At 63.8% G+C, this 21,920-nt stretch carries 16 protein-coding genes, 1 tRNA gene and 2 pseudogenes; 9 read left to right on the top strand and 10 right to left on the bottom strand.

Going from position 1 to position 21,920, the window contains the following annotated elements; translation table 11 throughout:
• Positions 1 to 109: 109 nt before the first annotated feature.
• Entirely contained in the window at positions 110 to 670 is a 561-nt protein-coding gene (locus tag CHC08_RS34460; protein WP_089211569.1) for an SMI1/KNR4 family protein, read from the bottom strand.
• Positions 671 to 1,117: 447 nt separating this feature from the next.
• Between CHC08_RS34460 and CHC08_RS50905 the strand changes: the two genes are divergently transcribed.
• From CHC08_RS50905 to CHC08_RS34450, 3 genes are all read left to right on the top strand, one after another.
• Positions 1,118 to 1,435 carry a hypothetical protein gene (locus tag CHC08_RS50905; RefSeq protein ID WP_218825630.1) on the top strand — a complete coding sequence of 106 codons (318 nt, stop codon included), beginning with the start codon at positions 1,118 to 1,120 and terminating at the stop codon, positions 1,433 to 1,435.
• A complete protein-coding gene (locus tag CHC08_RS53035; protein ID WP_420823597.1) occupies positions 1,414 to 1,722 on the top strand; it encodes an integrase core domain-containing protein in 309 nt (102 codons plus the stop codon). Before CHC08_RS50905 ends, CHC08_RS53035 begins: the two co-directional genes overlap by 22 nt.
• 412 nt (positions 1,723 to 2,134) lie before the next feature.
• A complete protein-coding gene (locus tag CHC08_RS34450) occupies positions 2,135 to 3,232 on the top strand; it encodes a glycoside hydrolase family 19 protein (RefSeq protein WP_245878739.1) in 1,098 nt (365 codons plus the stop codon).
• A gap of 120 nt (positions 3,233 to 3,352) precedes the next feature.
• Here CHC08_RS34450 and CHC08_RS34445 read toward each other — a convergent pair whose 3' ends face one another.
• A complete protein-coding gene (locus CHC08_RS34445; protein ID WP_089211567.1) occupies positions 3,353 to 4,009 on the bottom strand; it encodes a hypothetical protein in 657 nt (218 codons plus the stop codon).
• A 641-nt stretch (positions 4,010 to 4,650) separates the two neighbouring features.
• On the opposite strand from CHC08_RS34445, the gene CHC08_RS34440 reads away from it, so the two are divergent.
• The 5 genes and pseudogenes from CHC08_RS34440 (at position 4,651) to CHC08_RS52560 (ending at position 9,717) form a co-directional block, all read left to right on the top strand.
• Positions 4,651 to 5,589 carry a hypothetical protein gene (locus CHC08_RS34440; RefSeq protein WP_245878738.1) on the top strand — a complete coding sequence of 313 codons (939 nt, stop codon included), beginning with the start codon at positions 4,651 to 4,653 and terminating at the stop codon, positions 5,587 to 5,589.
• Positions 5,590 to 6,129: 540 nt separating this feature from the next.
• Positions 6,130 to 6,956 (top strand): annotated as a pseudogene (locus CHC08_RS34435) (transposase family protein).
• Between the two features lie 489 nt (positions 6,957 to 7,445).
• On the top strand, positions 7,446 to 8,036 hold the full coding sequence (locus CHC08_RS34430; RefSeq protein WP_089211565.1) for an RNA polymerase sigma factor: 591 nt from the start codon (positions 7,446 to 7,448) through the stop codon (positions 8,034 to 8,036).
• The gene (locus tag CHC08_RS34425) at positions 8,029 to 9,000 is read left to right on the top strand and encodes a CU044_5270 family protein (RefSeq protein ID WP_089211564.1); all 972 of its coding nucleotides are present in this window, start codon (positions 8,029 to 8,031) and stop codon (positions 8,998 to 9,000) included. The genes CHC08_RS34430 and CHC08_RS34425 overlap by 8 nt, the downstream gene beginning before the upstream one ends.
• A gap of 105 nt (positions 9,001 to 9,105) precedes the next feature.
• Entirely contained in the window at positions 9,106 to 9,717 is a 612-nt protein-coding gene (locus tag CHC08_RS52560) for a phosphotransferase (RefSeq protein ID WP_143653451.1), read from the top strand.
• Positions 9,718 to 9,920: 203 nt separating this feature from the next.
• On the opposite strand, the gene CHC08_RS49945 is transcribed toward CHC08_RS52560, so the two are convergent.
• The 7 genes and pseudogenes from CHC08_RS49945 to CHC08_RS34390 form a co-directional block, all read right to left on the bottom strand.
• A tRNA-Ser gene (locus tag CHC08_RS49945) sits at positions 9,921 to 9,992 on the bottom strand.
• An 843-nt stretch (positions 9,993 to 10,835) separates the two neighbouring features.
• Positions 10,836 to 11,255, bottom strand: coding sequence for a helix-turn-helix transcriptional regulator (locus tag CHC08_RS34415; RefSeq protein ID WP_143653450.1), 420 nt, complete (start codon positions 11,253 to 11,255; stop codon positions 10,836 to 10,838).
• 69 nt (positions 11,256 to 11,324) lie between these two features.
• Entirely contained in the window at positions 11,325 to 12,332 is a 1,008-nt protein-coding gene (locus tag CHC08_RS34410) for an IS3 family transposase (protein ID WP_089211561.1), read from the bottom strand.
• 20 nt (positions 12,333 to 12,352) lie between these two features.
• Positions 12,353 to 12,631 (bottom strand): hypothetical protein, encoded by a 279-nt coding sequence (locus CHC08_RS34405; protein WP_143653448.1) that lies wholly within the window; start codon positions 12,629 to 12,631, stop codon positions 12,353 to 12,355.
• A gap of 196 nt (positions 12,632 to 12,827) precedes the next feature.
• Positions 12,828 to 13,505, bottom strand: coding sequence for a transposase (locus CHC08_RS50900; protein ID WP_275937228.1), 678 nt, complete (start codon positions 13,503 to 13,505; stop codon positions 12,828 to 12,830).
• A gap of 214 nt (positions 13,506 to 13,719) precedes the next feature.
• Positions 13,720 to 13,998 (bottom strand): annotated as a pseudogene (locus CHC08_RS53030) (transposase domain-containing protein); the annotation flags it as partial.
• Positions 13,999 to 14,277: 279 nt separating this feature from the next.
• A complete protein-coding gene (locus tag CHC08_RS34390; protein ID WP_179282377.1) occupies positions 14,278 to 15,831 on the bottom strand; it encodes a CBS domain-containing protein in 1,554 nt (517 codons plus the stop codon).
• 590 nt (positions 15,832 to 16,421) lie between these two features.
• Between CHC08_RS34390 and CHC08_RS34385 the strand changes: the two genes are divergently transcribed.
• A complete protein-coding gene (locus CHC08_RS34385; RefSeq protein ID WP_179282376.1) occupies positions 16,422 to 19,631 on the top strand; it encodes a DEAD/DEAH box helicase in 3,210 nt (1,069 codons plus the stop codon).
• Between the two features lie 192 nt (positions 19,632 to 19,823).
• Here CHC08_RS34385 and CHC08_RS34380 read toward each other — a convergent pair whose 3' ends face one another.
• Positions 19,824 to 21,908, bottom strand: coding sequence for a UvrD-helicase domain-containing protein (locus CHC08_RS34380; protein ID WP_089211555.1), 2,085 nt, complete (start codon positions 21,906 to 21,908; stop codon positions 19,824 to 19,826).
• Positions 21,909 to 21,920 lie beyond the last annotated feature (12 nt).

The following is a 21,920-nucleotide window of genomic DNA, read 5'->3' as shown; positions in this document are numbered from 1 at the left end:
TGCCCAGCCCGTACCGCTGTACCTGGCTTGCACCTCACGCTTGGCCGTGTCAAAGAAATCAAACCCGGACGAATCCTCGATGTGCCGTGGCCCTGCCAGGCGGTGACGGTCAGAGGAAGTACTGCTCCGGGTTGGTCAGCCAATCCATGTACCACTCGTAGAAGCCACGCTCTCGGGTCAGCCCTCCGTCGCTGGGGCGATCGTCGAACCATATATGTCCCCGCTCTGGGCCTATGATCACCAGGCGGAGGAATGCGCCGCAGCCGAACTCGGCGATGTTCAGAGATCCAGTGATCCACTGTGGATCGTCGTACTCGTCGCCGTCCAACTCTTTGTACGGGTCCGGAGTCCAGGCCTCGGTGTGAGGGAAAGGCGTGGCCAGGAAGTCTGGGATCTCCCGATCTTCCCACTCGGCGTCCCGTCTCCTGGACTCCTCCAAGCGGAACAGCCCGTAAAACGGGCCCGCGCCTCCGTCACCGACCTGGGTTACGGAGGTGCGGTACGCCTCGGGGAGCGTCACCCCATGCCGCTCCTCAAACGCTGCGGCCTCCGCCTCTGAGATAACCGGCCCCAGCCGGTAGCGGTGTCGACCGGCACCGAACTTCTGGCACTTCGGGTCGGCGCCAGCCATGGCCGCCAGACGAGAGAGGACATGCTCGACGTCCCACACGGCTGCTCCTTGGGGGATGAGGCTCTGCCGTACAGGGTTTCATGCCTCGACCTGGGCGAAGACGTCAAGATTCATCCCGCGTATATCCCGCGACCACTGACATGCGACTGCCTACGGTGGTACTCAGCTGCATGTGATCGTTAAGAGTCGGCGCGCTAAGCCCCAGGTCAAGTGCTAAATGGCTGGTCAGAACAGTGCCCCCGGCATGATTCGAACATGCGACACCCGCTTTAGGAGTGCGATCGCCTCTCGCCCTGCATGGCTATCGCGACCTGCCGAAACGACACAGTTGTCGACCACCTCGTTCTTGATCATTCCGTACACGTTCCGCAGCGGGGGAGTCATCCAGCGCTGTTCCCCTCATTGCAAGGGCGCAGCCCTTGTTGGTGGCTCCTCGTCCTGATCGGATGGTGGATGCGGTCCGACGGAGTGTGATCGTGTAAGGCGGTGTTGCTGTACACCACTCCACTGGACGTGACCGCGTTCCCGCGCCTCCAAGTGAGAGGACTGCTGGCCTGCGACTTCTTCCACGTCGACATGATCTTCCTGAAGCGCCTGTATGTGCTGTTCGTCATGGAAGTGCGCACGCGGCGCGTACACATTCTGGGCGTGACCGCTCACCCGGCCGGCGTGTGGACGGTCCAGCAGGCTCGCAATCTGCTTATGGACCTCGGGACCGAGCCGGCTCGTTCCGTTTCCTCATCCGGGACCGTGACGCCACGTTCACCGGCGTCTTCGATGAAGTGTTCACCAGTGGGGGCGTGACGGTAGTGAAGACACCGCCGCGGACGCCCTGGGCGAACTGCTACGCCGAGCGATGGGTCCGCACCGCACGAGCCGAGTGCACCGACCGGATGCCGATCTATGACGAACGGCACCTTCGATCGGTGCCCAGCGAGTATGCCGATCATTACAACGGCCATCGGCCTCACCAGTCCCGCCGGCAACGACCACCTGATCAAGATGAGTCGGTCGTCGTACCACCGGAAGGCCGGATCAAGAGCCGGAAGGTGCTCGGCGGACTGATCAGCGAGTATCACCGAGCTGCATAGCCGATCCCGTGAGACGCCAGGTCAGAGCGTATGCGACGAATTTAGAAGCGGTATAGGGGGCGCCGCGCGCGGCGCGTCGGTGAACAGCTCGGTGCGCATGCGGTCGGCGATCGACCGACCGGCCGGGCGCCGAGAGTGCAGGTCCAGCACGGCGCCGGATGATACCGGGCCGGCCGGCGTGGAGCTACGCCAGGGCCGGGTGCCGGCCGTCCGGAATCAGTGCACACGAGTCCGAAATGGGCGAATGTCATATTACTGCCCGGTATACCGCGTTATGGGTAAAAATACCTTTTTTGGTGGCTGATGACTGTTACCGTCTTCCGTCGGCACGGATTCGTTGTCGAGCCCTGCCTATATGAAGGAAATATGAAGGGAAAATGAATTAGAAATGATGAGAAAATTTCTCACAGGTTTGACGCTCCCCCGAACTGCTGTCGTCCTGGTGCTGGGCGTGCTCCTCTCTGCTCTGGTCACGGCGCCCGCCTCGGCCGCCGATCCAGTGGGCAGAATCACCGGTCTCGCGGGCAAGTGCGTGGACGTCGCCTGGGCCAATTCCGCCAACGGCACGCCGGTCCAACTCCAAGACTGCAACGGTGGCAACGCACAGCAGTGGAGCGTCGCCGGAGACGGAACTCTGCGGGCGCTCGGCAAGTGCCTCGACATCGTCGACTGGAGCACGGCCGACGGCGCCAAGGTTCAACTCTGGGACTGCGCCGGTAGCGCCAACCAGAAGTGGGTGGTGACCCCCGCTCACGACATCGTGAACCCCGCGGCCAACAAGTGCCTGGACGTCACCGACAACAACTCCGCCAACGGCACCCGGTTGCAGATCTGGACCTGCGCCGGCACCGCCAACCAGAAGTGGAACGCACCCTCAACCTCAGCGACGAACGGTTTCGTCGTCAGCGAGGCGCAGTTCAACCAGATGTTTCCGAACCGCAATGGCTTCTACACCTACAGCGGTCTAGTGGCCGCACTGAAGGCCTACCCCGGCTTTGCCACTACGGGCAGCGACACCGTGAAGAAGCAGGAGGCGGCGGCCTTCCTGGCCAACGTCAATCACGAGACCGGTGGGCTGAAGTACGTGACGGAGCTGAACACCGCGAACTACTCGCACTACTGTGACTGGAGCCAGTGGTACGGCTGCCCGGCAGGCCAGTCCGCGTACTACGGCCGTGGTCCCATCCAGCTGAGCTGGAACTTCAACTACAAGGCGGCGGGCGACGCACTCGGCATCGACCTCCTGCACAACCCCTGGCTCGTCCAGAACGACGCGTCCGTGGCCTGGAAGACCGGTCTGTGGTTCTGGAACACCCAGAACGGTGCCGGGTACATGACTCCGCACAACGCCATGGTCAGCGGCGCGGGCTTCGGCCAGACGATCCGCAGCATCAACGGCGCCCTGGAATGTGACAACAAGTACCCCGCTCAGGTACAGAGCCGGGTCGACGCGTACCGGTGGTTCACCCAGATCCTGGGGGTCTCTGCGGGCTCCAACCTGTACTGCTGACCCTTCCCGACGTGGCAGTGCGCAGTCCCGGGGCCGGGGCTGCGCACTGCTGTCACTGCTTGGTCGCCGGGCAGATCCACTCCCTATCGAACTCCCGCCCCGTCACCCTGCCAACCAGTGTCAGCGCAGAGGTGATGCACGTCGCCAATCGCGGGCCGTATCCGTTGTGAGCAAGGCTATGAAGTCGTCCCACCCTGATGGCAGGACCTCGTCTCCTTCCCCGTAGTCTCGCCCGCTCTTCATCCGTGCCTCCTCCCATGCGGTGTACTCCAGCCATCCCGGTGTGAGGTCGGGGTCGCTCTCCCAACTCGAATCCGCCAGGTCGAACTGCAACCCCTGCGCGTATGAATCGAGTGCGGAGGGGTGACGGCCCCACCGCTCCCCAGGGACAGTGACACTGAACCCCATGGCATGGACACCGTTGACCGCGTACTCAAGATCACGAGGCCCGTCCCAGTCCCACCGCACCAGCAGCGCCCGCCCTCCGTACGAGAGGTCCCGCAAAGCCCCGCCGCAGTCGTACCCCCGGGCCTGGATGATCTGCGTCCAGTTCTCATTCAACCGGCCGGCCCAGATCACTCCCGGGCCACCGTCGAAAGACAGCCCCTTCCGGAGATCCCCCCAGGTACAACCAACCGCGTCATCCACATCCGCGACCGACACTCCCAGCCGCCGGGCCACCTCCCATACCTCCAGGCCCTCCGCCCAAGCGGCCATGAACCACTCGCCCATGCCGTAGGACCGGGCAAGGTGCCACAGACGCTCTGACTGCCGCATGCTCTCTCCTCGACCATCCCTTGCTCATTCCGGCAACCCAAGCAGTCGGTCCCGACACTTCCATGATCGACAGCACGGAGGTTCGCTCCCAGCCGAGTGGCCACCAGAGGAGTCGATCAACTGAACTCCAACGCGAGCGAAGGAGCCAGAAGAACAGCGAGAACCGCCCCGTTAGCAAGGGTGTTAGCAAGAAGCCCGAACGATCTAGAAACCAAGAAGGCCCCTGATGGTATAACGCCTGTTCAGGGGCCTTCTTGCGCTGTGCAGCCGGAGGTACTCGAAACCCCAACCTTCTGATCCGTAGGCAAGGGCAGATGCCTCGTCAGTAGCGTTTCATCCTGCTCAGGTGGTGGTTGCGGGTCGGTGGCGTGTGATCGTGTAAGGCGGTGTTGCTGTATCGGCTGCTGTACAGCATTCCTCATCCCTCGTGAGATACGGCGTGGCCTTTCGCTGAATCAACGTCGAACGATTCCCCCAAGATCGGCTTTGAGCCAAGATGATCCAAGCACCGTGACGTGGGAGGGCGCATGATCGTGTTCACGTGTACGGGCTGTGATGCCTCGTTGACCTTGCCTGTGTCGCAGGTCGCGCTCCCTGTCCACGCCCATCGAAAGTACGGCCACGAACTACTTCCTGTTCTCATGGAGCCTGGGACCTACGCCGTGGATCCGGAACCCTTCGGACCTCCGTGGCGGCGGTGGGAGGAGATCGGCGCGGAGGAGGCGGAAGCCCGCGGTGTGTACGCGCCGACCTACGCCCTGTCGTATGGGCCGCCGGGAGTGGTCGCGGTCGCGCTGGGTGACGTCCGCGGGACCGTTCTGATTCCGGAGCGATGCGACGGCCTCTGCTGTGGTCTGGACGGCAGGGACGGCCCCAACCTGGCGTGCGCGCAGTGCGGGCATGCCGTGGCCACCCTCATCGACGACTGCGGGTACTGGCAGGTGGTGTGGCTGGACCCGCGCGCCGTATGTCTCCTCGACATCAATGCGCCCGCCCGCCAAGTGCTCAGCTGGGAGGAACTGCGAGAGCAGCCGGAGAGGCCACCGATTGAGCCGATCGGAGCGTGGAGCCCGGTGTGGGAGGCGGCGGTCTCGATGGCGCTGGCACACCTGCTGGCCGCGTCGGGCGGTGCGCGGGTCGTGGTTCCCAATGGCCCTGTCGCCGATGCGTTCCGTCCAGCGCTCGATGCCCTGCTCCCGGCCGAGCCGCCGACGAGGAACCTGGCACTGGCCGGGCCGGGCCTGCCCGCCACGGTCACGGACATCACTTTGGTTCCGCAGCACCCGCAAAGTGGGGAGACATGGTCGTCCGGAACGGAGGCGGCGGTGCCGCTGGCTGCCGATGTGTGGATGTATATGGCCTTCAGCGGCAATCGATGGTTCCGCCCCGCGTCGGGCGGGCTACCCGACGGCGTCTACCGCGATGACCCTCCACCGCCGCTGCCGTCCAGCCCGTTCCGGCTCGACCGGCAGATGTTCCTCCACGCGCTGGCACGACTGCCGGAGGTTCGCCAGCCATGGCTGCGTGCGGTTTACGACGACGTGGAGAACCGCCGATCCAACCTCCCCTTCTGGTGGTAGGGAGACCTACTCCTGGCCTGCATCCCGGTCCACGTTCTCGTTGCTCGACTCGATCGTGCCGATCCATCCATCACGCTGCGGGTCTACGCCCATGTGATCTGGGCGGCGGAAGCCTCTGCGGCTGATGTCTTCGTGGATGCTCTCGGTGAGTGGGAGAGACGCCCTGTTGGCAAAGGTGTCAGCAAGAAGCCCGAACGATCAAGAAACCAAGAAGGCCCCTGATGGCGTAACGCCTGTTCAGGGACCTTCTTGCATGTGTGCGGCCGGAGGTACTCGAAACCCCAACCTTCCGATCCGCAGGTCCCCAAAAACGACTTCCGCGCTTATTCAGAGCCGTTCGCCATGCAGCTGGCGAGAGTACGGTTGTTCGGATCAGTGAGGTGATCTCAGCAAGATCGGCTCGGGCATTTAGTTCTTGATGCCGCCAGAAGGGCCCTGGCGGACATGAACCGGGATGGATCGCGATGCCCCTGAAATAGGCGTGGAGCTTTCGGTAGAAGAGGTCTCACCACAAGTCTTCTTCAATCCAGAAAGCCCCACGTGATCACCTATCGTGCCACGCTCGACGTCCCCCGCGAGCTGGTTTGCCACCTCTCCTTGCTCCTGGCGGCCGAACGCCGCCGCCTGGGCACCCGCAAGGGCTCTCGGGCGCTGACCTGCTTCGAACAGGCGGTGATGGGACTGCGCTGGTTTCGCAACCGCACCGACCGAACCACCCTCGGCCGTGACCACGGCATCTCCCGCGCCACCGCCTACCGCTACATCGACGAGGTCATCGACGTCCTGGCCGGCCAGGCGCCCGACCTGCACCAGGCTCTGCGGCACGCCACCGACGCCGGTTCACCCATCTCATCTTGGACGGCACCATCATCGCCACCGACCGCTGCGCCGAAAAGACCATCAGCGTCAAAGGCGAACCCATCGACCTGTGGTATTCCGGAAAGACCCGCCACCATGGCGGCAACATCCAGGCGCTGTTGGCACCCTGCGGCCTGCCGCTATGGGTGTCGGCCGTCGAGCCCGGGTCGGTTCACGACCTGACCGCGGCCCGTGAACACGTCCTGGGAGCGCTGTACAAAGCCGCCGCCGGCGGCCTGCCCACCCTGGCCGACTCCGGTTACGACGGCGCCGGCATCGGCATTCTCACCCCGGTCAAACAACCCGCCGACGGCCGCGTCCTCGACCTCGACACCCGCACCGGTAACGCGCTTCTGCGTGCCCTGCGCTGCCTGGGAGAACGTGGCTTCGCCCTGCTCACCCAACGCTGGCGCACCCTCCAGCGCATCACCGCCAGCCCCAGCAGAATCGGCGACATCATCAAAGCCGCACTCGTTCTCACTCATTTCGAACACAGCTACCCGACATGAAAGTCGCTGAGATCACCTCAGTGCTCGGGGCCAGCGCGCACCAGAAATGCCGGTGAGAATTGAAAGTGCCGGGTGTGGCGTCTCAGCAACCACTCGGCCTTCGGGATTGGCAGGCTTGTTTGTTTAATTGTCGCGTGTTCGGATCGGATTTTGCGGCAATAGCGCGATCTTTGCCACGATTCTGTGGCGGCACCTATTCGCTCTGGTTGATGGCCCTAACGCGCGTTCTCATGCCTGTAGATTTCGTTTCTGGTGAGCAAGCGGCCCGCTATCGCTGGTTCCGGCCTGAGGCGTCGGTGGCCGAACTGGAGTAGTCCTTCCGCCTATTGGCTCACCACGGTATGAAGGCGCCACTCTGCCGCACCCGACATCCTGCACCCGATCCGATCGGGCGAAATTATGTGACGCAGGTCACACCTTATAACGTGAACTCACGACGTCCGTGCGGGCGAAAGCTGACGAACCAATGCGCAGGGACGGGAGCACCATGTGATCGCCGAAGAATCCGGCAGGGCCGACGACGCCGAGCTGATACGGCGCTCGGAGCACACCCCGGAGGCCTTCGCCGACCTCTTCGACCGGCACGCGCCCGCGTTGCGGCGCTATGTCGCCCGACGACTGGGACCCTCCCTGGCCGACGACATCGTCTCCGACGCCTTTCTGGCCGCCTTTCGGCGCCGCAACCGTTACGACGCGAGTCACCCTGACGCGCGGCCTTGGCTGTACGGCATCGCCGCCCGGCTCATCAGCCGGCATCGGCGGGTGGAGGTCCGGTTCTACCGGGCGCTGGTCCGCAGCGGCGTCGACGAGATCGCCGTGCCGTACACCGAGCGCGTCGACGACCGGGTCGCCGCGCAGCAGGCCGGGCTGGCGGCGGCGCTGGCGGGGCTGTCACCCGGTGACCGGGAGGTGCTGTTACTCGTGGCCTGGGCCGACATGGCGTATGAGGACGTTGCCCGTGCGCTGGACATCCCGGTCGGCACCGTCAGATCCCGTCTGCACCGGGCCAGGGCCAGGACGCGCCAGGCGCTCGGCGGATCCAACCCCGCGGTGACCCGAGAGGAGTCTTTCGATGGATGACCTGCGATCACTGCGCGAGTGGCGCGCCGAGGTCCCCGAGCCGGGCCGGGAGTGGATCATCCCGGAGCGACGGCGGTTGCTGACGCGGATGCGGGGGCGCGGGCAGGCGCTGAGGCGCCGCCTGCTCGTCGTTGGAGCGTTGGGGGCCGCCGCCGTGCTCGCCGTGGCCATCCTGCGGCCGGAACCGCCCGCCCCGGGGCCGACGAGCCCGCCGTCGGTCGTTCGACTCGACTCCAGCGTGGTGCTGGCCCACGCCGCCGAGGTGGCGGGTGGGCGGAAGAGCGCCCATGTGCCCCTGCCGACGCAGTGGCACTACACCAAGACCCTGGACAAGCAGCCGAACTCGGACACGGTCAAGACCATCGAAAGATGGATTCGCTACGACGGCGAACAGCGCGCCGGCTTCGGCCGGGACGGCGAGCTGGTCGTCCGTGACGTCCCCCCGGATCCGGGCGACGACGACCTGTCGCCGCAACAGTACGACGCCAAGCTCCGCGCATTGCCGACCGACCCGAGGAAGCTGCTGGCCAAGGTCACAGGTGATCGCCACTGGATCGAGGGGGGATACGAGGAAGGCGTCCCCAAGAGCACCGAACCCGCCGACGCCCGCGCCTACCGAGTGATCATGATCTACCTGAGCAGGTACGGCTCGATGCCACCACGGCTGGAGGCGGCCATGTTCCGCGCCCTGGCGCTCATTCCCGGCGTCCGGATCGAGCAGGGCGTGCGGGACGCCGCGGGCCGCAGCGGTCTGGGTGTCTGGCGGGAACTACCCGGCGGCGCGCCCTACCGCGACTACCACATCCTCGACCCGGGCACCTACCGTTACCTGGGCCGTCAGATCCTCTGGCTGCGCGACGACTTCATGCCCGGCGACAGCGAGCCCATGCTCCGCAAAGGCGCGGTGGCGAGTACGGCCCTGCTGTCGTCGGTGATCGTCGATCGTCCCGGCTTGCGGGACTGAGCGCTCACCGTACGGGCGGGAAGCCGGCGAGGTACGACGCCGCCATGTCTCGTCGCCGTGCCCCCTGGGCTTCGGCCCGGCGGGACCGTTCTTCCTCGCCCCGGAATGGAGGTTGCCCCTCCTTCCCGGGGCAAGATCGTTCGTCCTCGGCTTCGCCTGCGGGAGCTCCATCTGACCCAGTCCTCCGAGCGGCGGGGCCTGGGTGCTTTGTCGAGGAGAGAACCAACGCAGTTAGCGGCCATCCGACGGCCGCCTTCTGGGTGGACCGTCGACGGCATTGGCGAATGGGAACGCGACCACCTGCCACGGCTCGCCTCCATGGAGGCGATGTGGACCGAGCTCGCGGTCGGCGACACGCTCATGCACTTCGACCCCCGCTTCGACAACATCCTCATCAGCCCATGCGGCACGGCACATCTCGTCGACTGGAGGCGCGCCTGTATCGGCCCTGCCTGGGGTGACCTGGTCTGCTTGCTGCTGCAGCCCGATCTAGGTGACGTCGATCCCGAGGAGATCTTCGTCGGACACCCAGTCGGCGAGGCCGCCGAACCGGAACAGGTCGACGCGTTCCTTGTCGCGTTAGCCAGCTACTGGACCCACACGGCATTCCTTCCGGGACTGGCGCATGCCCCGCACCTGCGCGACCGGCGCGAGTACTCACGACGAGCGACGATCGGATGGCTCCAGCGCCGTTGGACGCGAAACCGCCCAGCATAATGATCTACTTCAGAGGGCGGCGGCTCGCTCCACAGATGTCTGAGTCGCCGGTCGCGACCTGGGAAAACGTAGTCAAGATCATCACGTGCATGCTCCGTGACCTCTGACATACAGCTGCCTACAGTGGCATCGAGCTGCCTACGACCGTAGAGGAACGAAAAACGAAAGCCCAGTTCACTGGGTGTTTTCGCTGGTTAGAAGAGTGCCCCCGGCATGATTCGAACATGCGACACCCGCTTTAGGAGAGCGGTGATCGTACGTGCGGCTTATACGGCCTGAGCTGTGCGAACGCCTCGTACGACCCAAGCCTTCTGCATAATCATCCCGCGCATGTCCCGTGCCCGCCGCAGTCGGGTCACCACGTCATTTGGTGGCAAATCGACCCGAAGTGCAGGATTGGCAAGGTTCGAGATGCTGGAAGTGGAGTCACAAGCCGTTGCGGCGGCGCTCCCTTTCCCTCTGGGCGCGTAGCCTTGCTCGCTCAGCGGCTTCGATCTGGGCCCTCTCTTCCTTGGACGGCCATCGCTTCGTCCCGACCGTTCGGTTGTGGGTTCGAATGCGCTCGGCCTCTGCCATACGTTCCCCGGGCACAGACGGGAGCGGCTTCTCGTCCCCCTCGGCGGACGCACCCTTCGCGGCTAGGTCTCGCGAATGATTGAGGCCGTATCGCAGATGGGCCACTCTGCATCCTCCTTGCGCGGACTCATGCCGGTACGGCTATCGCCCGATTTTCAGAAGATTCACCAGCAAACGCACGGATATACGGCCATTAAACACGATCTACATCATCACCGCCAGTGTCTTTTCTTATGACGAGTTGTTCCGGGATCCCGATGGCAAGATCTTGAGAACTCGTACTGTCGATCCGCCTCGTCGAGACTCCTGAGCAAACGGCGCTTCAAAAACATTTCGCTATGCATTGCGCCAGTACTCCTTGATCAGCATGGCGTGCATGTATGGGTTGACCTGCACGGACACTCAATGCGCCCCGTGTGTTGTGTAAAATCAGTTCGCATCGAGTTTGTGGTCGCCAATATCGCTACCACGTCGCCGATGGCAAGCTTTTTTTAGCCCGTAGGGCCGTCACCAGTTGGTGGAGTTGACCCAAGGCCAGGTAGTTAGCGTTTTCGCGGCCTTGGCAAGGGAGTCTGCGAGTGCGTCGTGGCGGTGTAAAGGCCGGAACCGATCTTGAGAATGAGGCCGCTTTCGGCCCATCGTGACAGCTGCCGGTACATGGTGCCCAGGGTGATGTCGCCCAGGTGGTAGGCGATATCGCGGGACCGCCAGCAGCGGCTGGGATCTTGCCGGAGGAGAGCCAGGACCCGTTGTCTGCGGCGATCGGTCAGTGCGGTGAGCCGGTCGTCTCGGGATACCGCGGGAAGGGGGGCCTGCGAGGGCGGAGCCGCAAGGATGGCGATGGACAGAGCGGTGACGGGGCGGCTGCGGTCGGGCCGGCCGTCGTCGAGCCGATCGTTGTAGCGGGAGATCGGTGACTTGACCTTGCGGGTGCTCACCCGCAGGCGGCGGGACGGAAGCAAGTTGGCCAGAACACGGCGCCCGATAGCCCCGACCACAGCGATGCGGTACCTGTCAAACCGTGTGAGACATCAGGCTGCTTGTTGCGAGTGTGGTGTGATCTCGCTTTCAGTGGACGCGGGTGGTTTGTTGATCCATACCTTGGCGGGCAGAGATGGCGGGTAGGGCCGCCGGCCTCGGAACCTGCCGGGGTTGGCGAGGTAGGCCGTGTGCAGGGTTCGGATCCGTCGTGCCTGGATCTGTACGGCGGTGCCGTCGTGGACCGAGGCGGCGGTGTGCATTCCGATGCCGGAATGGCGATGCTCGGTATTGTAGTAAGTGAAGAACTGCTGGCAGAAGACGCTGGCGTCTTGGATACAGCCGAATCGTTCCGGGAACGCCGGGCAATATTTGAGTGTTTTAAATGCCGCTTCCGAGTACGGGTTGTCGTTGGATACGTGGGGTCGCGAGTGGCTCTGGTCGATTTGCAGGACCGCGAGGAGGCCGGCGACGGTGTTCGATGTCATTGAGGTGCCGCGGTCGGCGTGGATCGATCTGGGTTTCTTCCCGCCGTTGTTCTTGATGGCGCGTTTGATGAATGCTTTGGCGAGTTCACCTGTTTCGGTCGGCCAGATTTCCCAGTGAATTACTTTCCGGGAGAAGATGTCGATGATGACATAAAGGTCGTAGTAGACGCCGCGGACCGGACCTTTCAGTTTGGTGATGTCCCAGCTCCATACTTGGTTGGGGCCATCGGCTTCGAGTTCGGGTTTGATCTTGGCGGGGTGGGTGGCCTGGGCGCGGCGCTCGCCGGTCTGGTTCTGCTCGCGCAGCAGCCGGTACATGGTGGAGACCGAGGCCAGGTAGGTGCCCTCGTCGAGCAGGACGGTCCACACCTGTGCCGGTGACTTGTCGGCGAACCGCGCCGAGTTCAAGGTCTCCAACACTTCGCGGCGTTCTTCCTCCGACAGTTCATCCGGGTGATGGAACGGCCTGCGCGGGCCGAGCATCGGCAAACTCGGCTTGCGCTGCCGGTAGAGGGTAGCCCGTTTCTTTCCGAGGATCTCGCAGGCGCCTTTGATCCCGGTGACCTTTTCCATCTCGGAGAAGACCTCGTCGATTACCCGTTCTGCTTCGCGTCGGAATCCGCACTCTCGGAGATTTCTTCCAAGAGTGCGAAGGCTTTTCCCGCGATCGACAGTGCGGTCTTCGTCTTCCCGAGTTCGGACTTCGCCCTGCCCAGTTCGGCCGTCAGCTTCTTGTTCTCCGCCCGCAACCGCGTGAGTTCTGCGGAGTCCGCGCTCTTGACGGGTTTCGGCGCCAGTGCGTTCAACCCTCCGGCATCCCGGTCCTTACGCCATTTATCAAGGTGGGAATGGTAGAGCCCTTCCCTGCGCATGAGAGCGCCTCGCTCCGCTCCCTTCGGGCAGCGCTTCGTACTCCTCCAAGATCTTCAGCTTGTAGGAGGCAGTGAAGGTCCGGCGCCTGGGCCGACTCGCCCGCGGGGTCACTCGACCATCCTGCCCCACCGCAGGGGCCTGATCGGAGAGGCTCATCGTCACTGTCACAAAAGTCCCGTCTCGCCCTACTTCACATCACAAGGTGTCATTCGTCCCTTGCCTCACGGCAGTCTGACAGAGAGGGATGCCGCAGGCGGTGACGCCAGCGGCTTGGATGACCAGATCGCGGGCCATGTGCAGAGCGATGGAAAACCCGCAGCGGTCCGGATCGGTGCCGGGCCGAGACTCGGCGGCGTCGACCATCACCGTACGAAGGAGCTGATAAAGCGTCAGCACCGACCACATCTCCTGCTCAAGCCCAGCAGGGTCGCCTGAACGCAGTACCCGTCCCTGCATGATGGTGTGACGCAGCGCGTAGTAGGCCGACTCGTGTTCCCACCTCTGGTGGTAGAGCCTGGCCAGGGCCGCGGCCGGATAACAGGCCGCGTCGGTCAAGGTGGTGACCAGGCGGTAGGAGCCGGTGAAGGTGGTGCCGTCCGCGCAGGTCACGGTTATGCGGGCCTCGACGATGCGAATCTGCAGGGTGCCGAACATCGACAGATACGAGCCGTCGGCGAGCAAGGTCAAGACGGGGGTGCGCCGGTTGCGGCGCAGCCGGCCCAAGACCTGTGCGCCGGTGGCACTGACCTGGGTGAGAAAGGCGTTGCTGTCGAAGCCTTTGTCCCATAACACGAGCATGTCCGGCTTCAGCAGGTGCAGCAGGCGCCGGGCATAGCCTCCTCTCGCCTTCGCTGGTGGGGCCGAAGACCGCACCGATGAGGGCCCGGGTTCCGGTCTCGACGAGGGCCATCAGCTCCAGTTGGGGGTAGCTGCCGCGGCTTGGGCTGCCGAGCCAGGCCCGGTTGCGGGCGGTGTCGGGGGCCTTGAGTGAGCTGCAGCCGTCGAAGGAGACCGTGCGGTAGGGGCCGAATCGCACCCCGGGAGTTGAGGGTTGGGCCAGCGGTCCGCACAGCACCTCGAACAGCCTGCGCATCGGTGCGCTGCCGACCCTGCGGCGCAGGTCACGTAGGGCTTTGGCGGTGGGCATCACGACGGGCAGGGCGGTCAGCGAGGCCGTCAACTTTTGCCAGACCAGCTGGTAGCCGGCCTCGGGGAACAGGCACATGGCCAGCAGGAAGTAGACCCCGACCCGCGAGGGCAGACACCGCAGGCGGCGCTGCACGTTGCGTGTCTCGTGCAGGACCGCCTCGACGAGCTCGAACGGCACGAGCGCGGTCAGCTTGCCCAAATGCCCGGGCGCGAACACCCCTTCGGCTGCTGGCCAGGGCGAGTTACTCGTCTTGATAGCGCTGGACACAGCAGTCCTGGCAGACTCAGTGATCAACGGAGATCGAGTTCTTCGACGGCTGATTGTGGAAGATCACCTGTCTACTGGATCTCCGTTCCCACGTCCCGGGAACTCACGTGCTTGACAGCGCCACGAGCGCCTTAACTACCTGGCCTTGGGAGTTGACCTGGTTTCGTGGACACCACCTCCATCGAAGCCGGAGCGGTTCACTCGGATGGGATGCGAGAGGTCAGTCTGTCAAGGACGTGGATCTACGATGCGCAACATCTCGATGAAGCCCTCGACTCTCGTGAGAGTCTCTCCGTCCAATGGGTCGGGAGCGAAGTGCATGAGCTCGTTCCGAACCTCTCGGATGAGTTCCAACAGTCCAAGGAAAAGCTCGTGGTCGAGTGGCCATTCCAGGCGGTCCCAGTGTGCGGAAGACGCGAGCAGATGCTTGTACGCCCCAAGCATCAAGTCGTTCGCCGAGCTGACCTTGGCGGCCAGGTGTCTAGGCGCGGCCTGTCGGAGTTCATCGAGGGTGAAGACCTCGTTCGCACGCCTCCTCAGCCGCCGCTCGGCTTCCTCCACCAGGACGAAGGGCCGAGCCAAATGGCCGAACTGCTGTGTCAGGTCGGCCGCGGTGATGATGCCGATCACCTTCTTGTCCGAGTCGCAGACGAAGACGTACCCCTTGTCGTAGATCTCGGTCACTTGACTCAACAGGTCTTCGTGGTGATCGACAGAGCCGACGGTCCGGTCGACCGCATCAGAGACGGTGAGGAGTTCCTGCTTCCGCATGGATGCCTTACCAATGGACTCCCAGCTCACGGCTCCACGCAGGGTCCCGTTCTCGTCGAGCACCGCAAGCTGCGAGTATTTTCCGCTCAGCATCTTGGTGTGGGCGATGCTGAGTTTGTCCTCCAACCGGACGGAGGCCACACCTTTGTTCGCGGACTCCAGGACGCCGACCCGCAAGGTGATCGCGGGCAGGTCGGGGGCGTCCTCGACATCGGGTTGCAGCGACTGGCTGGGAGCCTGGGCCGTGCTGTCGGGTTCTTCGCCAACAGGGAGAAGTTCGATGACGTTGTCGAACCATCCCTCAGTGAACGATGGCCGCGTCGTCACCCCCTTGGCGACAAGATCTGCTTCGATGCGGGCCACTGATTCGGATGTACGGCGGGTGACTCCCCACCGCTTGAGAAACTCACGAATGGTGAGCCGGATCGGATCGCCCGTACTGTTGGCGATCACTCCGTCAAGAAGCTCATGCGGGGTGGCGAAGCCTTCCAGCATGGCCATCTCGTCCGGCGTAGGGCCAGGGTCGATGCCTTTCTCAGCGAGATGAGCGATCCGGCGGGGAGCGCCGAAGCGGCTGAGAGCGCAAACCGTCAGCAGGGAACTCATGCTGTTGCGCAGGTCTTGCTCGATGGCGCTTTTGGAAATGTCCGTACGCAGCCATTCCACCGGCCGTACCTGGCGGAAACCGGGATCGGCGTCGCTCTGGTAGCGGTAGGGCCCGGTGACTCGTCCCACGGCAACGGTCGGCCGAGTCTTCAACGGGCACACAATAAGGTCACCTTCGCGGATTTCCCGAAGGAACCGCCATAGCTGCCCCGTCCAGTTGGACAGAGTCGCTTTCCCCTCACCGGGGTAGTTTTCCTTGACCATCGCTGCGATTTCGGTCCGACTCTCGCAGGTGCTAAGGTCGCCCAATTTCGACCAGCCTAGGATCACTAGCCCCTTATCTAGGGCGATGTTTTCCCGCTGTCCGATCTCGCCGAGTCGTACCAGCCACGCACGTGATGTCATCCGCATCCGCTCCCTTTGATCCGCCTTTTGGCGTGGCCAAAGTAACATCAAAGAGAGCGAGTAACCATGGAGTTGCCAGTCATGGCAGCTCCTATGAGCCCGCATGATGCATCCTCGCCCAGAGACTGAAGCGGTCCGGCTTGGACGGAGAGCTTGGTGTGTTGAGGGTCTCCTGGAGCTGGCGGTGGAACAGAAAGTTTTGACCACCGACAGGTGTGGCGGTCAGGAAGCTGATTGTGCGAATAACCCGGGACGGGGGTCGGCGGATCCAGGGAGGGGCTGCTCGCCGACCGCTGCGGTGTTCGCGGCAGCTCCGACATCGGCCATGCCGTCTGGGCCCAGCTCGCCCTCCACTCCAGACCGCCGTCCGCAGCGTGACCTGCTCACCACTCAGCCTGGGCGCACTGCGCGACCAGGTGTGATGCATTCCGTCATGCCAGCAACGGAACCGAAGACATCGTGAAGCCATGGCGCCCTTCGGCCACCTATGGCTATCTTTTGATCATTAATCACACTATGAGGGCTAGAATCGCACTTCTCGGAACGTCAAGCACGGCCCTTGAGTTCTTGCGATGCCAGCAAGGAGCGCCGTGACCGCCATCGACGAGAGTCGTGCGCAGATCCTCGAGTTTTGGCGCGCCTGCGAGCTGTTCAATCCGCAGAGCATCCCGAAGGTCGACCCCGCAGACGCGCGCGAGCCCGTCTTCTCCATCGAACCTGGTCAACCGCTGCCCTGGCAGGTAGGACACCCACTACGCAATCGTCAGCTGAAGCCGAATCTTGCCTGGCGCCACATTCTCTACGGGGGCATCTTCTCCCTCCAAAAGAGCAGAGATCTCCTCCGACGGGTGTTCGGTCCCGACCTTGAGAATCCCGACCCTCCCCCTCCTGGCCTCAGCTCCCTATTCGCAGTCGTCATCACGGACGAAGGCCGTCCTCTCCTGAGCTCCTTCCAAGTGTCGAGTGGTGCGTGGGCCACGGGTCGTACAAACGCTCCTGGTCCCACGGCGAAGGATTGGCTGACCGGTTTCGACGAGGAGCATCTCGACTTCTGTGAGAGGCTGGAAGCGCTCGTCGCTGCGCGGCAGGACGATGAACGCGCGGCGGAGTTGAGGAAGCTGGGGTACCGGGCCGGGCGGCCGGTTGGACATGCCGAGCTGGTCCGACTCGTGGAGCTCGCAACGGGCCTCTTGGGCGTCGGTGACATCCTGGATCCGCAAGGCGTGCAGGTGAAGAGCGTTCGGGTCTCCCGGAAGCGGGAGCATGCCGTGGGCGAAGGAGTGGATCTCCTCAACAGCTTCGTCGCCCGTGATCTTTCCCTGGTGGCCAATTTTGTCCGGATTGGCGAGTACGGCACCGCCCTGGACGATTATCTGTCCACAGACCAGCTGGATCGGATCGACATCCGGCATGAACTGCAGGCCGTTTTCTACCAGGTGGCCCCGGCTCGGGTCCCTCTGGGTCGCTGGCCCGCCAGACCGGACAAGTCACTGGCCCTGAGTCAGCAGTTCGCCGTCAACACCATCATGGACGAGCTTGCCACCTGCGGCGGGCTGTTCGCCGTGAACGGTCCGCCAGGTACCGGTAAGACCACCATGCTTCGCGACCTGATCGCGGCGAACGTGGTCGAGCGGGCGCTCCGCCTGTCCCGGCTATCGAAGCCGGCAGCTGCGTTCACCGACGAATACCGCTGGAAGGTCAAGGAATACACCCGTCTGGTCACCGGCTGGTCCGAGGACCTGACCGGTTTCGAGATGGTCATGACCTCAGCCAACAACGGTGCCGTGGAGAACGTCACCAACGAGATCCCCAGTAAGAACGCCCTCGACTCGCCATGGCGGGAAACCGCCGCCTACTTCAACGAGATCGCCACAGCCGTGCTCGGCCAGCCCGCATGGGGACTGGTAGCCGCCAGGCTTGGCCGCAAATCCAACCGCGCGGAATTCGTCCGCGACGCCTGGTACGGCTCAGCCGACCAACCTGGCCTGCTGCAGCAGCTCAGGGAGTGGGAGAACAAGGACGTCGATTGGGAGGAAGCCGTTGCATCCTTCCTTCGCGCCCATCAACGCGTCCTTCTCCTCCAGGAGGAACGTTCCGCCGCCTATGATGCGCTTCAGGAACTTCCCGAGCTCCAACAGTTCGTTGCGAGGGTCGAACTGGACATCGAGGAGACAGAGCGTCGCATTGCTCAGGCACAGACGATCCTCGCCAAGGCGACCCAGCGAGTCGAAGCTGCCACACAGACGATGGAGACGTGGGAGGTCAGACAGCTCGAACATCGGCGTCTCCGGCCTGTCTCTACTTCCCCGGACGGCGCGTCCGATCCCGAAGCGCGGGAGTGGCGGACTGAAGAGCTCGCTCTCGTAGACCGTACCCGTCAGGCGATGTGGAAGATGTTCGCCGCCCGGCGGCAAGTAGCGGACATTCGAAAGCACATCGATACCCTGAAGCGGGCATTCGTTGAGTCACGACGCGAACTGGACCAGGCTCTCACTCGCATCGGCGAACTGCGCTCCTTGCTCGCTCGCCATCAAGAAGAACTGGACACGTTCTTCCCCAAAGAACCGTCAGAGATCAACGAAGCACTGCGCGAGCTGAAGACCCCGTGGACCGACGAGGTGTGGAACACCGCACGCAGCGAGCTCTTCCTCGAAGCGCTCCGCCTCCATCACGCTTTCCTCCGCGCTGAAGCACCTCGGATCCGCAGAAGCCTGCAGGGCATGATGGACGTCTTAAGCGGCGATGTTCCTCCCGACGTGCCTGAGGCTGCAGTCCGGGCCGCGTGGCAAACCCTGTTCTTCGTCATCCCCGTCATCTCCACGACCTTCGCCTCATTCGGCTGGATGTTCTCCCACCTCACCCGGGAATCCCTGGGCTGGGTCTTCATCGACGAAGCCGGCCAGGCCGCCCCGCAGCTGGCCGTCGGCGCCATTTGGCGCGCTCGCCGCGTCATCACCTCCGGCGATCCCCTTCAGCTTGAACCTGTCGTTCCCCTCTCGGCCGCCACCCAGCAAGCGTTGCGCCGAACCTTCTCTGTCGAGCACGCCAGATGGTTACCCGGGAGGACCTCCGTGCAGCAACTCGCCGATCAGCGCACCCCCTACGGCACCTTTCTGCCCGGTGAGGAGGCTCCTGTGTGGGTCGGTGCGCCGCTACGGGTGCATCGCCGCTGCGACCAGCCTATGTTCGACATCTCCAACGCCATCGCCTACGGCGGGCTGATGGTGTATGGCAAGCCCCAGCTTCCCGACTTCGGCATGCCGCACAGCAAATGGATCGACGTTCCCGGCACCAATTCCAAAGGCCACTGGATCCCCGATGAAGGCGTGGTCCTCGAACGCATCGTCCGATACTTGATCGAGCAGGGCGGGATACCGCACGGGAACATCCTCGTGATCAGCCCGTTCCGTGACGTCGTCAAAGAACTCCGGTGGGTCCTTCGTCCCTTCCCTGGCATGCGATACGGCACCGTGCACACCGCTCAGGGCAAGGAGGCCGATGTGGTCATCGTCATTCTCGGCGGTGATCCGCAACGGCCCGGCGCTAAGCGCTGGGCCGCCTCCCGACCGAACCTGCTGAACGTCGCCGTCAGCCGTGCGAAGCGAAGGCTCTACGTCATCGGCGATCGTGCCGCGTGGTCCCAGGAGCGCTACTTCGACGTCCTGGCCAGCCGCTTGTTCGCCACCGATTCCGCCGGACGAGGGGTTGTGCGCTCACGGGAACCCGAGATCGACGATCACCGCGACGTCCCAACTCGGCTCCAAGGGCCCACGACGATGCCCACGCAGGCCCTGAAATGAGTGATGGGCACCTCCATATCGTGGAGAATGCCCAGGTTATTCGCCTAAACCGTGGGTGCGCCGCCAGGGGCTCGAACTCCGTGACCCGGGTCATTAAGGGGCAGCAGGTTGGCCTGTTCCTGCTGGGGTACCGTGGCGGCGATTGATGCATGAAATACGGCTACCGCACGGTTCTCTGTGCGATGACCGTACTTATGCGGACAGGAACCGGCTGGGTGCGCCGTGCCAGGAAAGAGTGAGTTCTTCTCGCGCGCGGGTAGCGGCAACGAACAGCAGACAGCGTTCCTGCTGAAGGTCCTGGTGGTGTGCGATCAGATCCTCATCGGCTGGCGTGATCGCGGACGAGGGAGGAACGGCGTGCTCGCCGACACCGATGATTGCGACGCATCGGAACTCCATCCCCTTCATACGGTGCATTGTGCCCACGCCTACCTCGGCGTCGGTGTGCTTCTTGGCGAGCGCCGCTGCGGGGATGCCGGACGCCTTGAGCTTGGCGACAGCCTGGTCGGCGAGAATATTAGAACGCGCGGCTACGCCAACCTGGCCGGGTGCGACTCCTTGGTCCAGCCATCGCCTGGTGGTTGTCACCAGCCCCTCCAACTCGCTGACCTGGGTCGGGTAACCGTCGAGCAGCGGTGCCGCGCCGTGGATTTCTGACCGATATCCGGCCAGCGAGTCCAGACCGCCGTTCATGTCGTCGATGCGCTCGCCACGGAGAAGCTCGAGGCTCCAGCGCAGGATCTCCGCCGTCGTCCGATAATTGATCTTCAGTCGGGTGGACCGGCCCGCGATGTCGATGCCCAGCTTCTTCAGCGAGACGCGATAGTCATAGACCCGCTGGTGGGTGTCGCCGGCCAGGAACAGGTCGTCCCGACCCCGGGTGGTCGCGGCGCGGAGCAGCCGCCAATGCCACGGGCTCAGATCCTGCGCCTCGTCCACGATCACATGTCGGTACGGCGTGCGCTCGCCGGCTTCGAGCAGGCGCGTCGCCTCCTGGCAAATAGTCTCGTACGTCCAGACCTTGTCGGCCCGCAGGCCGTCGGTGAAGGCCGTGATGGCGTCCCAGATCTGTCCCTTTTGGAGGTGGCCCAGTGCCCTTCCTCGGCCGGGCCGCGTTGCTTGCTGATACTCCTCCAATGAGGTGACGCCCTGGGTGAGGATTACCTGGCGCCACTCGTGCGAGAGGAACGCCTCGTCGAATCGCGATGGCAGGCCCAGGGTCCGAATCACCCGGGTCCACCGCTGCTTCTCATCTTCATGCCGTAGGACGGCCAGATTCCCGGTGCCGCCGGTGACCACCCGGTAGGCGACCCCGTCGATGTGGCGTACCTCGATCCGGTCCAGCGCTGTGTCGTCATCGATCAGCTGTCGCAGCGCGGCTTCCATGGTGGATGGAAGTGTTCGGATGAAGGTTGTGACGAGAACGGACTCGGCCTCGTCGGACTGTTCCGCGAGGTGCTTGGCGCGGTGGAGAGCGACGACGGTCTTTCCGGTGCCGGGCCCACCCGTTACCCGCGCGGGTCCGCTGAAGGAGCTATAGGCGGCATCCCGCTGCGAGGGGTGCAGGTAGATCCGCCAGAAAGCAAACGGCTTGGCGAAGGCATCCATGAGCTCGTCAGGTCCGCTGACCAACAGAACCTGCTCAGGCGAGCGTTCGACGGCGGCGGCCACGTCTTCAGCGTCGATCTCCGCGGCCTCCATGGACGCCGGCAGACTCGCCCACACCTCCTCCACCGTCATCCCGGAGGCGAGACCTACGAGAACGTCGTGTTGCTGCTTCGGAAAGAAGGCCTGTGCCTTGTCCAGCTGGTCTTCGCTGGTGAACGTGCGGGCGAAGGCGAGCACTTGGGCGTCGATGCCGAGACGCTCCAAGTCGGCATCCTTGACTTGGGCGAAGAGCGGGGACACTTCCTCAGGCGTGATGGATGCCGCCTGCTCCTCCAGGGTCACCAGGTCGCGCATCTCGATGACGCCGGTGGCCGTGTTCACCGTCACCTGGCGCCGCTTGGCCCACTCATACGCCTTGTCATGTTGCAGCACGTTGAGCAGGACGTAGAGGTCGCCCTTCTCCGGTGCGAGCACCACGCCTCGCCAGAAGTCCGTGATGCGGATAGTGTGCATTCGCCCGTCACGGGCGTTTTTAACAGGTTCCAGGTGAAGTCCGGCGTATGTGGCTTTTCCGAACTTGGAGAAGACCTCAATGACCTGATCTTGGACCGACTTCTCGAGTTTGAGGTAGTGGCGGAAGAAATCCCGGTAGACGCCGAGCCTCGCCATGCCGTATCTCCC

Origin of the sequence: Streptosporangium subroseum (assembly GCF_900188345.1) — a bacterium.
GTDB classification, from domain to species: Bacteria; Actinomycetota; Actinomycetes; order Streptosporangiales; family Streptosporangiaceae; genus Streptosporangium; species Streptosporangium subroseum.
The sequence above is the reverse complement of the archived record's forward strand: the minus strand, read 5'-3'. Positions and strand labels throughout refer to the sequence as shown.